Below are 14,978 nucleotides of genomic sequence, written 5' to 3' on the forward strand. Positions count from 1 at the left end.
AGCTAAGCTGTGGTGATTTTGCCTGTGCAATGATGACTTCGTCACTTTCGCCGCTCCATGTGGAATTGCATTATTCTCGCGCGCTCCACCCACCTCGTTCGGGCGATCACGTTGGCGCCTGACGAAGGCCGAACGCATCTACCACGTAGCATTGCCGAGAGCGTCGAGTGGTATCTTCAGGTATCTTCGTCCGTTGCTTTCGGGCTCAGGGAGCCGTCCACCGCGAACGTTCACCTGGAGGGCGTGCAGGATCAGCTTTGGCATTGGTAGGGATCGGTCCCGTGCGTTCCGCAACACCACAAAGCGCGCTTCGTCCATTCCAACAAGGTGAGCGTTGGAGCGCTTCTGTTCGCCCACCGTGCTTTCCCACTTCGGATTGCGGCCATTCGGCTGATAGTCATGACCCGTAAAGAGCCTCGTCTCATCCGGCAATGCGACAATCGATTGGATGGACGACCACAGCGTCGATGCGTCACCGCCTGGGAAATCGGTTCGTGCTGTTCCCGAATCCGGCATGAAAAGCGTATCATGCACGAAGGCGGCATCACCGATGACGTATGTTACCGAGGCGAGCGTGTGGCCCGGCGAAAACATTACCAGCGCGTCGATTGAGCCCACCTTGAAGGTGTCTCCGTCGGCGAGCAGCCTGTCCCACTGTGAGCCGTCTGCTGCCAAACCTGGCCAGTTATAGATGTCCTTCCAAAGCTTCTGCACCGCCACGATATGTGCGCCGATCGCGGTCGGGGCACCGGTGGCGTTCTTCAGATACCACGCGGCGGAGAAGTGATCGGCATGCGGATGGGTGTCCAATATCCACTCCACCACGAGGCCTTCACTTTTGACATAAGCCAGAATGGCGTCGGCATTGATGGTGCCTGTCGCTCCCGACTTTTCATCGAAGTCGTAAACGGGATCGATGATCGCGCATCGCCTTGTCGCCGGATCCGTTACGACATATTGGACACTCGATGTGCGGTCGTCGAAAAATCCTTTCACGACAGGAGCCCTTTTTGCGTGTTGGTCCAGCCAACGACCGGCACCCGTCAGATCGACGCCGTGGGCTGCTCCGAACGCTTCGATGTGCTCGCGCTTCATCTTGCCGCCCAACACCTCGCCAATCGTGTAAAGCGTCAGTGCACGGGTTCCGCTTTTGCAATGCGCGAAAACGGGACCCTCGGCATTGTTGATGGCCGTTTGAAAAGCGCGCACATCGGCTTCGGTAATGGTTGGTCCTGTGACGGGAATGAACGAATAATCAAGTCCCGCGTTTCGCGATGCCACCTTCTCAATGGCGTTGCCGGGTTGGTTCGGCTCCTCATTATCGGGGCGGGCGTTTATGACGGCCTTGTAGCCCTGAGACGCAAGATCCTCGAAATCCTCCCGCGCGGGTTGGCTTGCGACCGAGAGCTTGTCGTTGATTTTCACGATGTTCATGGGCTTTCCTCCAAGGGCATCCGTCATCTGGACAATGGCACTGTGTGATGGTTTGCCGAAGCAGGTCAATTGGCAGCATTGTTCGTCGCAGCTCCTTTCATGTCGAAGTGTCCGAAAAATTGGTCCGCCGTGGCTTCGATTTATCGGAAGAACGAAGCCTGATTGGCTGACATGAAGTCTTCAAGCGTCATTTGGCCCTTGCCCGTGTTACTGGAGACAACCCCATTAGTGCCGAAGAAGATGCCTTCCTTCTTTCTCGAATACTTTGTCTTTCTTCGTTCACCCAGGAAAGATGAAAGTGGCAAAACGGGTCAAATCGAGGCGGTACAGAGCGCTAACGGGGCTGATCGAAACATCCCCCTGTGTTTTTAGGGGAAACCATTAATTCTGTTTCAATAAAGCTGGGCTAACTTTTCTCCTGATTGGGCAGGGCATGACGCGCCTGTTGTCGGGCGGCGCCTCGACGGCTCACGGACTCCTTTTCTTTTAGAAGTTTCACCACAAGAGCTCCAGAAATACGGGTTTCGGCGAAGCGGGTAGCGTCACAGCACCCCGAACGTAGGTGAGCAATTATGATTTTTTCTCTTCGCAATATACTTGTTGGAATTTTCCTTCTTCTCAGCATCGCTCTATGTGTGCTGACAGGTTCGTCCATGCTCCATGCCTATCGGGGCGAAAGCACCTATGCCGACGTCTCGAACCTCACCATGCTCGACCGGGCGCTCTTCCAGACGCTCGCCAACTTTCGTAACGAGCGAGGTGACGGATCGTCGCTTGCCAAACTTGAGCTTGGCGCGCAAGACGCGACGCTTGCCTTGCTGAAAGCGGATAGGGGCGTCGTCGACAAATATATGACTGACGCGAGGTCGGTCTTTGCAAACATCGACGACGAGACGCTCAAAGCACCGATTGCCGGCGTCATGAACGCCTACGATCAGGGGGTCGCATTCCGCTCAAAGCTCGACAGCGAAATCGCCAAGAAGCTCGCTGATCGCGATCCCACACTGCAGGCTACCACGCTGGATCTCGGTCAGCAGTTCTTGACCGCGTTGGAGACAGGTTCGACCGCCATTGAAAGCCGGATCCGCGCGAGTGATCCTTCAATGACGGCACTCATTCAGATCCGTGCACTGACATGGTACACCCGCGCGACAGCGGGTGCTGCAAACCTGTTGTTCGTCAACACACTTGCCTCTGGAGAGGCGATGAAGCCAGAGGACGTCAGCAAGATCCAGCAATTCGATTACACTGCGAATTTCACCTGGGGACAGATCGGCACCCTGGTCAATCATCCGTCGACACCGCAGGTCGTTAAGGACGCCTACAAAGTCGCCAGCACGGCCTATTTCAGCGGTGACTTCGCAGCAAAACACAACGCATTGCTCGCGAGGTTCGCGGCCGGTGAGAAGAAGGCCATGCCCCTCGACGATTGGCGTCCGCTTGGCAACGCCTCCCTTCTGACCATCACAAACACCGCCGCGGCAGCAGCGGATGGCATGGTCGCCAAGGCCGCCGCCAGCCAGAATGATGCGTTCATCAGCCTGATCGCCTACGGGCTCACTTTCCTCGTCGCGGCGATTCTGAGCATCACGGGCATCTGCGTCATCGTTTTCCGTGTCACCAGGCCGGTCGGAGCGCTAACCCATTCCATGACCGAACTCGCCGAAGGCAACCTCTCGATCTCAATCGGTGGCGTCGAACGGCGTGATGAGATTGGCGCCATGGCGCGTTCTGTCCAGATTTTCCAGCAGGCAGCTCTGCGCAACAAGGCGCTCGAAGCCGAAGCCGCCGAGGCACGCATTACATCGGAGAACGAACGCGTCGAAGTCCAGCGCCGTGCCGAAGCAGAGGCCGAAGAGAGGCTGCTGCAGGCAACGGGTTCGCTTGCGACAGGTCTTCGTCATCTGGCATCCGGCGACCTGCGTTGCGAGATCGAAACGCCGCTGGCCGCGCAGTTCGAAGCTCTGCGTCACGACTTCAATTCATCAGTCAGCCAGCTGCGCGCCGCCATGTCCCAGGTCGGCCAGGCCGCGTCGCTCGTCAACAGCGGCAGCTACGAAATCTCACAGGCTTCCGATAACCTTTCCAAGCGCACTGAGCAGCAGGCCGCCTCGCTCGAGGAGACGGCCGCCGCCCTCGAGGAGGTTACGGCAAACGTCCAGTCGACTTCCAAGCGGGCTGGCGATGCGCGTGACCTGGTTCGCGGCGCCCGGTCGCGGGCAGAAAACTCCAGCCAAGTCGTCAATAACGCCGTCAATGCCATGGGCAGGATCGAGCATTCCTCCAAGCAGATCACCCAGATCATCAGCGTGATCGACGAGATCGCCTTCCAGACCAATCTGCTTGCGCTCAACGCCGGCGTCGAGGCGGCGCGTGCGGGCGAAGCCGGAAAAGGCTTTGCCGTCGTCGCCCAGGAAGTGCGTGAGCTTGCCCAGCGTTCGGCCAATGCCGCAAAAGAGATCAAGGCCCTGATCGGCAATTCCGAGGTTGCCGTTGGCGAAGGCGTGAAACTCGTCAACGACACTGGCGAGGGCCTCGCGGCTATCGCCGACCTGGTCCTGCAGATCAATCAGCATATGGATGCGATTGCCACCGCCGCTCAGGAGCAGTCCATGGGGCTTTCGGAGATCAACAGCGCTGTCAATCACATGGACCAGGCGACACAGCAGAATGCCGCCATGGTCGAAGAGATGAATGCGGCTGGCGCTGGTTTGGCCGAAGAAAGCAAGCGTCTCGGAGAGCTCCTGAGCGCATTCCGCACAGGCGAGGCCGAGCGCATGGAGCCGCAGGCGAGGTCTGCCGCCCGAGCTGCCTCAGCCCCGACAATAGCCCGGCTTGCTGCACGCGCCGCTCCCGTCACGCAGGGCAATGCTGCGCTTAAACAACTCCAGCAGGAGTGGTCGGAGTTCTGATTAGTCTGCTGTGAAGGCAGGCACCGCAATTCTACCGCGGTTCAAGAAGCGAAGATTGGCCTGGACACTTTGTGCGGGCCATTTTCGTTTAGCCGGCTTCCCGCGGCAGCAGATTTGATCTTGATGCTCGTTGCGGTAAGCTTCCGTAATCAATGCTGCCTCCTGCGTTTCCGTCGCAATCGCAAGCGGGACAAAGGCTGCATCGAGTGAGCCGCTATGGTCGTGTGGCATGGCCGGCGCCAGTTTCGCAGGCAGTGCCCAAGGATTACACGCTGCTGGAAATGGATCTCGTTGGCGGAGTGTCCACAGCGGCACGACCTCAGTCGAGCGATGCAAGCGAAGGGCGATAAAGCTCGGACAATCTCTGTTTTGAGACCCGTTGCGGGCGGCCAGCCATCTGGCTCGCTTCCGATGCCGCGGCCTATATTGTCGGTCAGGATATCGTCATCGATGGCGGTGCTTCGGTTCGATCAAGTTTGCCGTTGAATAGAAAGGCGTGATGGGGGCCATCCTTCCGCTGGACGATCAAACGATGCGACCCTAAAAGAGATCGAGCCGGTTTCTGAAGGAGGGGAAAAATGAAGCGCATCGAGATGGAGGTGAGCGGCGGCTGCCAATGCGGTGCCGTACGCTACCAAACAGCCGCTATGCTCGACAACGCGCATCTTTGCCATTGCCGCATGTGCCAGAAAGCATCGGGCAACATCTTTGCCGCGCTGGTCGCGGCGCCCGATGATGCGCTCACCTGGACACGCGGCAAGCCGAGCGTATGGAAGAGCTCGGAGCTTGTGGAGCGCGGCTTTTGCGCCAATTGCGGCACGCCATTATTCTTCCACCACCTCGAAAACGGCCGCACCAATTTGATGATCGGCTCGCTTGACGATCCGCACGCCTTCTCGCCGCACGCCAATACCTGCACCGAGAACATGGTGGCATGGTTCGATACGATCACGGGCATAGAAAATGCCGGCGCGACCGAAAACAACGGCACCGATTGGGCCGCGGCGATCAAGGAGAGCAACAACCAGCACCCCGATCACGATACCGCCTCATGGGCGGTGAGGGGGCGTGACGACTGAGACCTATTCCGACGGTTGACCGTGAGGCACTGTCTGCCGAGGAATAGCCTTTAGTTTCCACTCGATGCGAAACCGAATAACATCTCGCTATTAGAAATGGTCGAAGAGAGCGTTAGGGATGTCCATGCCGCCGATTTACCACGGGCTCACGAGGGCAGCTGCTTTAGGCATCCTGTTCATTTTTTCCGCTGTTTTCTTTGTTTCCTGCTCGACGGTCGGCGGAACCGCCGGTCGACCTGCCGCCGTGACCGCCAGCAAATCGACAGACCCTGCCAAAGACAAGGCGGCTGACCGTCGGCGATGGGCAGAGAGAGTCCAACGAGATAATGAGTTAGCTCCAAGCGGCTCGGCGCCAGGTTCCTACGGCACTTTCGGTCCCCGTTTCAGTTGGTGAGCGATAGATGCGCAAACTGCCCTGTCTCAGATTTAGGTAAGCGGAAGCGGCCGAATAGCCCGGATAGCGCGACCTTCATCTCTCGGGCCAGGCCGAGCGGTTGGTGGAAACGTCTGATCTCCCTTTGTCTCAACCTCCAGTCCGTGCCGCGAATGGCGGCTGCAACGGCTGGCGTCTCTACCGTCAGGCTCCGGCCTCCGCGTTGAGCTCGGCTTGGAATCGTTACCTGATGCGAGGGCAACAGATTTGCCTCTATCTCCGCTAACAAGCCAAGCATGTGCTTCCGCCATGGCCCGCTGTGGCTCGGCTCGACCGCGGTATTCAGGGCGGCGCTCACATAGCCCAATCATTACCGTACCGCATTGCGGCGCAGATTTTGGACCTCGCGATCGCAGATAGGTGCAATCCATCAGCTGGGATATTCCCATTGCCACTCGTGAGGTCAGGCGCCGACCCGATGTTCCACAGCGAGTTATCTATTGAGTGGAACATTTCGGGAGCTTCGGAGTATTTTATTGAGGCGAGGGGGCTTTAAACCCGCCGACAAATGCCGAAACAGAACGATTCCGCCGCTGCGGAAGTTGAAACCATTAAAAACAGTCCCTCAACTTGACGGAGAGTGCTGTGCCAAAGACTGCGAGAATTCCTGACGTTGTCCCACATGACAATCATGTCGTGACGGCAAAAGAAGCACTCGAGGTTTCTTTTCTTAAATTGGAGCAAGAGCTAGAAGTCCGGCTGGTCGCCGCAGCTCTGCGTGCGGGATGGTCGGCGGACGAGGCGCTGGAGGCTATCGATCAGCTGCGGGCCGAGGAAAGTGGACCTTGAAGCGGATGAACACGCTGAACAGAGATGCATGCGTCTGTGTTAGGTAGCGATAGGCCATCGGACGGTGAACAACCGGTTCGCGCGACATCGCGAGCGATTCAGTGCGGTGTGGCGGCAATCACTTCTTCAGCTTGTCTTCGGACCATAGTGGGATGCAAGTTCGGTTCCCATCTAGGAAACCCATCTGCGCCCGTTGAAAATAGCCAATCAAGCTTGAAGAATGTGCCTGCGCGTTAGCTCCGTCAGGCGATCGACATCGCGTCCCTCTATCGCATCGACCATCTGCTGATGTTCACGGCCGGATTGTTCGATGCGGGCACGCGTTCGCCACTGCGACACCGGCGCCGAAGACGTTCGCTGCCTGATTTCCGTGATCAGTTCCACGAGTTCCTGATTGCCGGCGAGAGCGAGCAAATGGCGGTGGAAGGCAAGGTTGGCTTCGTAAAGCTCAAGCGTGGTGCCGTTCAGAACCAGATCGTCGAAGCGTGAGGCGAGAACCCGCAAATTCGCGATATCCGCCGCGCTTGCATTCGCAATGATACGGTCGCAGACCGCGACCTCAAGAATGACGCGAATGTCGCTGACCTCCTGAGCACGGCGTCCATCCTGCTCATGGACATGATAGCCACGATTGGGAACATGCTCCACTAGTCGCTTCTGCACCAGCCTGTCGAGCGCCCTGCGGACCTCGGGTCGCGTACAGTTATATCGCCGTTCGAGGTCGATCTGCTTCAACCAAGTTCCAGGCGGGAGGCGGCCGGCAAGGATATCCTGGAGGATGAGCTCGGTTACGTCCGGCGTTTGCTGTTCTTGTGTATGCGCTGTCGCTTCGGCTTCCAGCGGATTCATGCAGTTCTCCCCAGCCTCCCGATTTCGGCGATGACTATCATAGCTCTCCTTTGGCTCACAACGAGGCCGATGATTGGTGCCGAAAAAATATCCATGCTTATCTCTTGCGCACTCACTATAATTGGATCATAAATTGGCGCCAATTTGATTACCATTATATGAGGCGGGTTGTAAATCCATGCAAAACTCCGATGCCGTTTGGGAAATTGTCGAAAGAAAGCGCGCGGCGTTTTTCGAGTTGAGCGATCGGGTCTGGGAGATCCCGGAGACGAATTATCTTGAATATCAATCGGCCGAAGAGCATGCCCGCCTGCTCGAAAGCGAGGGTTTTCGCGTCGAGCGCGCCATTGCCGGCTTGCCGACAGCCGTCATGGGAGAAGCAGGGGAGGGCGGCCCGGTGATCGCGATCCTTGGCGAGTTCGATGCGCTGCCGGGGTTGAGCCAGGAGGCCGGGATTGCCGAGGAGCGGCCGCTGGTGGAAGGCGGCAATGGTCATGGCTGCGGTCACAACATGCTCGGTGCCGGATCGATGCTCGCCGCCGCTGCCGTCAAGGATTTCCTCGCGGAGAACGGTTTGAAGGGGCGGGTGCGCTACTACGGTTGCCCGGCCGAGGAGGGCGGCTCTTCGAAGGGCTTCATGGTTCGAGCCGGTGTTTTCGACGATGTCGATATCGCGATTTCCTGGCATCCAGCGGCCTTCGCCGGCGTCAACAATCCCATCTCGCTCGCCTGCAACGAAATCAACTTTCATTTTTCAGGCCGCGCCTCACATGCCTCCGCCACGCCGCATCTCGGCCGTAGTGCCCTCGATGCCGTGGAGTTGATGAATGTCGGCGTCAACTACATGCGCGAGCACATGCCTTCGACCGCGCGTATCCACTATGCCATCACCGATGCGGGTGGCGCGGCGCCGAATGTCGTCCAGGCGCGCGCCACGGTGCGCTATCTTGTCCGGGCGAGAACCTTGCCGGAACTGCTGTCGCTGGTTGCCCGCGTCAAGAAGGTCGCCGAAGGTGCGGCCCTGATGACCGAGACGAACGTTCGCAGCGAGATCATCAGCGGCGATGCCAATCTCGTCGGCAATACACCGCTCGAAGAATGTATGTTCTCGCATCTGCAGCGGCTTGGACCTCCAGAGTTCGATGATGCGGACCGGGAAACGGCCCGCAAGTTTCAGCAGACCTTCAATGCGGAGGATATAGCAGCCTCCTATGGCCGTTTCGCGCTGAAGCCGAGGAAAGACCAGCCGCTTTGCGAGGAGATTTTCCCGCTGAACGCCGGCGATGGCACGCTGGTCGGCTCCACCGATGTCGGAACCGTCAGCTGGGTGGTGCCGACCGTGCAGATGCGCGGTGCGACCTACGCCATCGGAACGCCCGGTCATTCCTGGCAATTGGTCGCCCAAGGCAAGCTGCCGGTTGCTCACAAGGGAACCGAACATGCCGCTAAGGTGATGGCGAGCACGGCAGCCGATCTCATCCGTAATCCCAAGCTGATCGAGGCCGCCAAGGCCGACCATAAGGCGCGCCTTGAAGGGATGCCTTTCGTCAATCCGATCCCGGATGACGTCGAGCCGCCGCTGCCGGAGAAGGCCCATGCCTAACCCGGCTCTGCAGCCCGATCGTGAACGCCTAATGGCGCATATCCGCGAGTTCGCCCGCCGGGTGAAATTGTCGGGAACGCCGGAGGAACTCCAGAGCTTTTATTATCTTCAAGCTCAGATGGATAGCTACGGGTATCGGACGCAGTTGCTGTCGCATGATGCTTTCATAAGCCTACCGGGTGCGGGCAAGGTTGAGATCGAGGGCGAAAGCCTGCGCTGCATTACCCATTCGATGTCGGTTTCGAGCGAAGTAGAAGGCGTAAGCGGCGACCTCGCCTATGTCGGCGAAGGGACGAAGGCCGATTTTGCCGACAAGGACCTAGCCGGAAAGATCATTCTGGTCGATGGGATCGCGACAGAGGAAGTTGCCGCACTTGCGAGCGCGGCCGGTGCACTCGGGGAGCTTCATGTCAGCCCGAATGAGCATCTCTACGAAATGTGTGTGTCGCCGGTCTGGGGCAGTCCGTCGCAATATACGCGCGCCCAACTTCCGAAGACAGTCATCTGCACCATTGCCAGGGATGATGGCAGGTGCCTGCGCGAAAGGCTCGCTCGCGGCGAAAAGGTGCAAGCAACGCTCATGACAAAGGTCGACACCGGATGGCGCAAGACGCCGCTCCTTGTCGCCGAGCTTCAGCCGGCGGGCGAGGACAAGCCATTCGTGTTGTTTTCGGGCCATCACGACACCTGGCATTTCGGCGTCATGGACAATGGCGGCGCCAACGCCACCATGCTGGAAGCGGCGCGTCTGCTTGCCCTTCACGCCAGCGATTGGCAGCGTGGCCTGCGCGTCTGCTTCTGGTCGGGCCATTCGCACGGCCGCTACTCCGGTTCTGCGTGGTATGCCGACGAATATTTCGACGAACTCGATCGCCGTTGTGCCGTGCACGTCAACGTCGATTCCACTGGCGGCGAGGGGGCGACCGTCCTTACCAATTCCGGCGTCATCGATGAGTTGAAACCCCTGGCAGCCGAGGTGATCGAGCGGCTAAGTGGACAAAGGCATGCCGGCAGGCGTCACGGCAGAGCCGCGGATCAATCCTTTTGGGGTGTCGGCATCCCTTCCATGTTCGGAAGTCTCAGCCATCAGCCGCCTGGCCCCGTCAAGATGCTGACGGCGCTCGGCTGGTGGTGGCACACGCCGCACGACACGGCGGAACATATCGATCCCGACAATCTGAGCCGGGATACGCGGATCGTGCTGGAGATACTTTGGCGCCTGCTGACCTCGCCGATCCTGCCATTGGACTATACTGTTTACGCGGATGCCCTTGGCAAGCAGATTGCCCAACTGCAGGCGGAGCTCGCCGGCCGCATTGACATATCCGTTCTTGCAAACGCAATCGACGAGTTGCGCATCAATGCGAAAGCCATATCGAAGGTGGGTGACGTATCGGCTGAAAGGGCGGCTCGCATCAATGCCTCGCTGATGCGCGCCGGTCGCCATCTCGTGCCGCTGAACTATACGAGCGGAGAGCGCTTCCATCATGACTCCGCCCTTCCGCACCCGGCGTGGCCGGCGCTGGAGGGACTGCGAGCGCTGGCGGCGCTACCCATGGCATCGCCGGAGACAGCTTTCTACGCCGTCCATGCTCGGCAGGTGAAAAATCGCGCCGCCCATGCGCTGAGGGAGGCCAATGCGGCATTGCGCACGGCGCTGGAGGACTGACGCGGTCGTATTCCGGATCAAACAAAGGCCATTTCGTGGCTGAAAAAAGGGAACTGAAAATGAGGAATAGAAACCTATGGGCCGCCGTGTTCGGCGCCATCGCTTTCCTGGCCCCGCTTGTCGCCGGCGCCAAGGACTGGACGCATGTCAAGGTCGGCATCGAGGGCGCATTTCCGCCCTGGAACCTGATGGATTCCAGCGGCAAGCTGGCCGGCTTCGACGTCGACCTCATCAATGACCTCTGCAAGCGCGCCAAGGTCGATTGCGAGCTGATTGCCGGCGAATGGAATGCGATGATCCCGAGTCTCAATGCGGGCAAGTTCGATCTGGTGATGACGCTCGGCATCAATGAGAAGCGCAAGCAGGTGGTCGATTTCACGGTACCCTATGCAAGCGGGGTCGCGAGCTTCCTGCTTGTGAAGGATGGGCCGATTTCTTCGCTTCCGATGACAGGCGAACGACTGAATCTGAACGACAAGGAAAAGGCCGACCCTGTGATGGCCGAAATCGGCAAAGCTCTCAAGGGAAAGACAGTCGGAGTGGTCCAATCGACCAGCCAGGAGCAGTTGATCAACGCCTATTTCGGATCCGATGTCGCCGTGCGCGCCTATAAGAATTCCGGTGAACGAGATCTCGATCTGAAGGCCGGGCGCATCGATGCCGGCTTCGATAGCGGTGTCTATGAAACCTCCGTGCTCGGCAAGCCCGGCAACGACGATCTGATGATGTCCGGCCCGCTGGTGAAGGGTGCGATGCTGGCAACCGAGGTGGCGCTCGGCATGCGCAAGGGCGAAACCGATCTGAAGGTCAAATTCGATGACGCCATCAAGCAGGCCGCCAAGGATGGGACGATCAAGCAGCTTTCGGAAAAGTGGAGCAAGATCGACCTCACGCCAACCTTCGACGCCAATTGAGCGCGCGATTCCCGCGTTACGCTTAGCCGAGGCTAGACAATGTCACTTGCCACAAAACGCCGCTTTCCCGGGGCGGCACCATGAACCAGCCGGGTTTGTTTGATCTCGCCGGTTTTGGACCGGACGGCTGGGGACATGCGCTTCTGGCCGGAGCATGGATGACCATACTTGTCGCGGTCGCCGGCTATGCCGTCGGCGCCTGCATCGGAACGCTCGGGGCCTGGGCCAAGATCGCCGGCAACGGTTTTGCTCGCGCCACCGCCGACGCCTATACGACGGTGTTGCGCGGCATCCCCGATCTGCTGGTCATCTATCTCTTCTATTTCGGCGGCAGTGCCGTGGTCACGGCGGTCGGTAGGCTTTTCGGCGCGGAAGGCTTTCTCGGCTTTCCGGGCTTTCTTGCCGGCTCGCTCGCCGTGGGCGTCACATCAGGTGCGCAGTTTACGGAAGTGTTGCGCGGCGGGTTCAAGGCGGTCCACCCAGGCGAAATCGAGGCTGCCATTGCTTGCGGCATGCCGCGCTGGCTGCGTCTGCGGCGGATCATCGGGCCGCTGACCCTGCGTCATGCGCTTCCAGGTCTCGGCAATGTCTGGCAGGTCGTCTTGAAGGAGTCGGCGCTGGTATCGATCACCGGCGTCGCTGAACTCCTGCGTCAGGCTCAGGTCGGAGCGGGATCGACCGGGCTTCCATTCGATTTCTACCTGATCGCCGGTGCGATCTATCTCATGATCTCGACCCTTTCGAGCCTCATCATCCAGCAGGCCGAGCGGCGCCTGTCGCGCGGCGTGAGGAGGCGTTGATGGATTGGCAGTTTCTCCAAGAAACGTTTCTGAGCCTTGTCGCCGCAATCCCGCTGACGATCGAACTTGCCGTGACATCGATCTGCCTCGGCGCGATTCTGGCGCTGCTATTGGCACTTGCCCGCCTTTCCGGCATCGCCGTGCTGGAATGGTTCGCGCGGCTCTATGTCTTTGTCTTCCGCGGCACCCCTTTATTGGTGCAGATATTTCTCATCTACTACGGCCTCGGCCAGTTTCCGGCCGTAAGGCACAGCATCTTCTGGCCGTTCCTGCGCGATCCCTATTGGTGTGCGGTTCTGGCATTGACCTTGAATACCGCGGCCTATGCCAGCGAAATCATTCGCGGCGGCCTGCTCTCGGTGCCACACGGTCAGATCGAGGCTGCTCGTGCTTGCGGTATGCATCGCTTTTTGATGTTTCGCCGCATCGTGCTGCCGCTGGCGATCCGCCAGGCCTTGCCTGGCTACGGCAACGAAATGATATCGATGGTCAAGGCGACATCGCTTGCCTCGATCATCACGCTGATGGAGGTGACGGGTGTCGCCGCCAAGATCATCTCTGAGACCTATCGGGCAATCGAGGTCTTCGTGGTCTCCGGGGCGATTTATCTCGTCATCAATTTCGTGCTGACGCGTCTCATTCAATTCGCCGAATACAGGCTGAGCCCGCATTTGCGTGCCCCCCTTCCCGTCACCCGAGAGAGTGCGGCGACGGCGACCCCTGCAGGAGAATCACAATGACGGCCATGCCCATCGCACTCAGGGTGCGCGACATGCACAAGAGCTTCGGGCCTGTCGAGGTCCTCAAGGGCATTTCCCTCGATGCCTTGGAAGGCGACGTGGTCTCCATTCTCGGCTCGTCCGGCTCGGGAAAGTCGACCTTCCTGCGCTGCATCAATCTGCTGGAAACACCCGATTCCGGTGAAGTGACCATCGCCGGCGAAACGATCCGCATGCAGCGCAACGCGCGCGGTACACAGCGCGCGACCGATGGAAAGCAGGTCGACCGGATCCGCGCCCAGCTCGGAATGGTGTTCCAGAGCTTCAATCTCTGGTCTCACAAGACGATCCTCGAAAACCTTATCGAGGCGCCGATCCATGTTCAGCGCCGCTCCCGCGCCGAATGTGTAGACGAGGCCGAGGCCTTGCTCGCCAAGGTCGGCATTGCCGACAAGCGAGATTTCTATCCCGCCCATCTCTCCGGCGGCCAGCAGCAGCGCGCCGCCATTGCGCGCGCGCTCGCCATGCACCCCAAGGTGATGCTGTTCGATGAGCCGACGTCCGCGCTCGATCCCGAGCTTGTCGGCGAAGTGCTACGGGTCATGCGCTCGCTTGCCGAGGAAGGGCGAACCATGCTGGTCGTCACGCATGAGATGGGGTTCGCGCGCGACGTCTCCAGCCGCGTCATCTTCCTGCACAAAGGCGTCGTCGAGGAGGACGGCAGGCCGCGGGATGTCTTTTCGAACTCGCAGTCGGACCGCTTTCGGCAGTTCATCAGTCAATAGTTTCAGCAAGCTCAATTAAAAAGGGGAACTCGAGCATGAAATACCTGACCACAATTCTGACGGCGTTCATGATGATCGCCACCTTGGCCATTTCGACCGCTGTACGTGCCGACGAGAAGAAATGGACACATGTGACGATCGCGACGGAGGGAGCATTCCGTCCGTGGAATTTCACCAAGGCCGACGGCAGCCTCGACGGCTACGAAATCGAGCTGATCAAATATTTCTGCGCCCATATGAAGGTCGAATGCACGACCGTAATCCAGCCCTTTGACGGCATGATCCCGGCGCTGAATGCCGGCAAATTCGATGCGATCATCTCCGGCATGTCGGCGACCGCCAAGCGCGAGGAAGTCATTGCCTTCAGCGATTCCTACGGCACGACGGGCCAGACCTTCGCGACACTGAAAGACTCCTCGCTTGCCACCCTGCCTTTGAAGGGCGAGGTCTTTTCGCTCGCGACGGACGAAGCCGGCGCCGCCAAGGCGGTGAAGGAATTGGAGCCGCTACTCAAGGGCAAGACGATCGGCGTGCAGACAGCATCGATCGCCGCGACCTTCCTCGACAAATATCTGAAGGGTATTGCCGATATCCGTGAATACAAGACGACCGAACAGCACGATCTCGATCTGAAGGCCGGGCGCCTCGACCTCATTATGGCTTCCATGGCTTATCTTTCGACCGCGGCGGCAAAGCCGGGCAATGAGGACATGATCGTCACCGGCCCGCGCTTCCAGGGCGGCATGCTCGGGCGGGGCAGTTCTGTCGGCCTGCGCAAGGATGACACAGAACTGAAAGCCATGTTCAACGATGCGATCGCCACAGCCAAGGCGGATGGTACGATCGCCAAGCTATCGCAGAAGTGGTTTGGCTTCGACGTTACGCCGAAGTGAAACTCTATTGAAATCCCCGAGCTGGCGCATGGCCGGATTTCATTAAAGTGGAGCGCATCTTGTGCGCTGGCAGGCCACGATCGGCTTTTCTTCGGCGAC

Annotated in this window: 12 protein-coding genes; 10 read left to right on the top strand and 2 right to left on the bottom strand. The window is 59.1% G+C overall.

From position 1 onward, the window contains the following. Positions 1 to 138 precede the first annotated feature (138 nt). On the bottom strand, positions 139 to 1,434 hold the full coding sequence (gene blh, locus FP026_RS27605) for a bifunctional sulfur transferase/dioxygenase Blh (protein ID WP_149637757.1): 1,296 nt from the start codon (positions 1,432 to 1,434) through the stop codon (positions 139 to 141). A gap of 572 nt (positions 1,435 to 2,006) precedes the next feature. Here blh and FP026_RS27610 point away from each other — a divergent pair. From FP026_RS27610 to FP026_RS27625, 3 genes are all read left to right on the top strand, one after another. After that, the gene (locus FP026_RS27610) at positions 2,007 to 4,346 is read left to right on the top strand and encodes a methyl-accepting chemotaxis protein (RefSeq protein WP_149637758.1); all 2,340 of its coding nucleotides are present in this window, start codon (positions 2,007 to 2,009) and stop codon (positions 4,344 to 4,346) included. A 578-nt stretch (positions 4,347 to 4,924) separates the two neighbouring features. Then, complete coding sequence (locus tag FP026_RS27615; protein ID WP_149637759.1) at positions 4,925 to 5,425, top strand: GFA family protein; 501 nt, start codon at positions 4,925 to 4,927, stop codon at positions 5,423 to 5,425. A 1,018-nt stretch (positions 5,426 to 6,443) separates the two neighbouring features. Then, positions 6,444 to 6,647, top strand: a complete 204-nt coding sequence (locus FP026_RS27625; protein WP_149637761.1) for a hypothetical protein — start codon at positions 6,444 to 6,446, stop codon at positions 6,645 to 6,647. Between the two features lie 207 nt (positions 6,648 to 6,854). On the opposite strand, the gene FP026_RS27630 is transcribed toward FP026_RS27625, so the two are convergent. Further along, a complete protein-coding gene (locus FP026_RS27630) occupies positions 6,855 to 7,496 on the bottom strand; it encodes a GntR family transcriptional regulator (protein WP_149637762.1) in 642 nt (213 codons plus the stop codon). Positions 7,497 to 7,674: 178 nt separating this feature from the next. Here FP026_RS27630 and FP026_RS27635 point away from each other — a divergent pair, with 178 nt between their 5' ends. The 7 genes from FP026_RS27635 to FP026_RS27665 all read left to right on the top strand — a co-directional run bounded on the left by FP026_RS27635 (position 7,675) and on the right by FP026_RS27665 (position 14,879). Then, positions 7,675 to 9,099: a M20 family metallopeptidase gene (locus FP026_RS27635; protein WP_149637763.1), complete on the top strand. Its 1,425-nt coding sequence runs from the start codon at positions 7,675 to 7,677 to the stop codon at positions 9,097 to 9,099. Continuing rightward, positions 9,092 to 10,768, top strand: a complete 1,677-nt coding sequence (locus FP026_RS27640) for a M28 family peptidase (protein WP_149637764.1) — start codon at positions 9,092 to 9,094, stop codon at positions 10,766 to 10,768. Before FP026_RS27635 ends, FP026_RS27640 begins: the two co-directional genes overlap by 8 nt. A gap of 59 nt (positions 10,769 to 10,827) precedes the next feature. Next, complete coding sequence (locus FP026_RS27645; protein ID WP_149637765.1) at positions 10,828 to 11,682, top strand: transporter substrate-binding domain-containing protein; 855 nt, start codon at positions 10,828 to 10,830, stop codon at positions 11,680 to 11,682. Positions 11,683 to 11,762: 80 nt separating this feature from the next. Further along, positions 11,763 to 12,482, top strand: coding sequence for an ABC transporter permease (locus tag FP026_RS27650; protein WP_149637766.1), 720 nt, complete (start codon positions 11,763 to 11,765; stop codon positions 12,480 to 12,482). Continuing rightward, positions 12,482 to 13,222, top strand: coding sequence for an ABC transporter permease (locus tag FP026_RS27655; protein WP_149637767.1), 741 nt, complete (start codon positions 12,482 to 12,484; stop codon positions 13,220 to 13,222). The genes FP026_RS27650 and FP026_RS27655 overlap by 1 nt, the downstream gene beginning before the upstream one ends. After that, positions 13,219 to 13,986: an ABC transporter ATP-binding protein gene (locus FP026_RS27660; RefSeq protein WP_149637768.1), complete on the top strand. Its 768-nt coding sequence runs from the start codon at positions 13,219 to 13,221 to the stop codon at positions 13,984 to 13,986. Before FP026_RS27655 ends, FP026_RS27660 begins: the two co-directional genes overlap by 4 nt. A 35-nt stretch (positions 13,987 to 14,021) precedes the next feature. Continuing rightward, positions 14,022 to 14,879 (top strand): transporter substrate-binding domain-containing protein, encoded by an 858-nt coding sequence (locus FP026_RS27665; protein WP_149637769.1) that lies wholly within the window; start codon positions 14,022 to 14,024, stop codon positions 14,877 to 14,879. The last annotated feature ends 99 nt before the right edge of the window (positions 14,880 to 14,978 follow it).

It is taken from the genome of Martinezella tropici (assembly GCF_008370325.1).
GTDB classification, from domain to species: Bacteria; Pseudomonadota; Alphaproteobacteria; order Rhizobiales; family Rhizobiaceae; genus Rhizobium; species Rhizobium tropici_B.

Coding starts and splice junctions, on each gene's coding strand:
- blh (WP_149637757.1), bottom strand. CDS start 1,434: ATGAACATCGTGAAAATCAACGACAAGCTCTCGGTCGCAAGCCAACCC.
- FP026_RS27610 (WP_149637758.1), top strand. CDS start 2,007: ATGATTTTTTCTCTTCGCAATATACTTGTTGGAATTTTCCTTCTTCTC.
- FP026_RS27615 (WP_149637759.1), top strand. CDS start 4,925: ATGAAGCGCATCGAGATGGAGGTGAGCGGCGGCTGCCAATGCGGTGCC.
- FP026_RS27630 (WP_149637762.1), bottom strand. CDS start 7,496: ATGAATCCGCTGGAAGCCGAAGCGACAGCGCATACACAAGAACAGCAA.
- FP026_RS27635 (WP_149637763.1), top strand. CDS start 7,675: ATGCAAAACTCCGATGCCGTTTGGGAAATTGTCGAAAGAAAGCGCGCG.
- FP026_RS27640 (WP_149637764.1), top strand. CDS start 9,092: ATGCCTAACCCGGCTCTGCAGCCCGATCGTGAACGCCTAATGGCGCAT.
- FP026_RS27645 (WP_149637765.1), top strand. CDS start 10,828: ATGAGGAATAGAAACCTATGGGCCGCCGTGTTCGGCGCCATCGCTTTC.
- FP026_RS27650 (WP_149637766.1), top strand. CDS start 11,763: ATGAACCAGCCGGGTTTGTTTGATCTCGCCGGTTTTGGACCGGACGGC.
- FP026_RS27655 (WP_149637767.1), top strand. CDS start 12,482: ATGGATTGGCAGTTTCTCCAAGAAACGTTTCTGAGCCTTGTCGCCGCA.
- FP026_RS27660 (WP_149637768.1), top strand. CDS start 13,219: ATGACGGCCATGCCCATCGCACTCAGGGTGCGCGACATGCACAAGAGC.
- FP026_RS27665 (WP_149637769.1), top strand. CDS start 14,022: ATGAAATACCTGACCACAATTCTGACGGCGTTCATGATGATCGCCACC.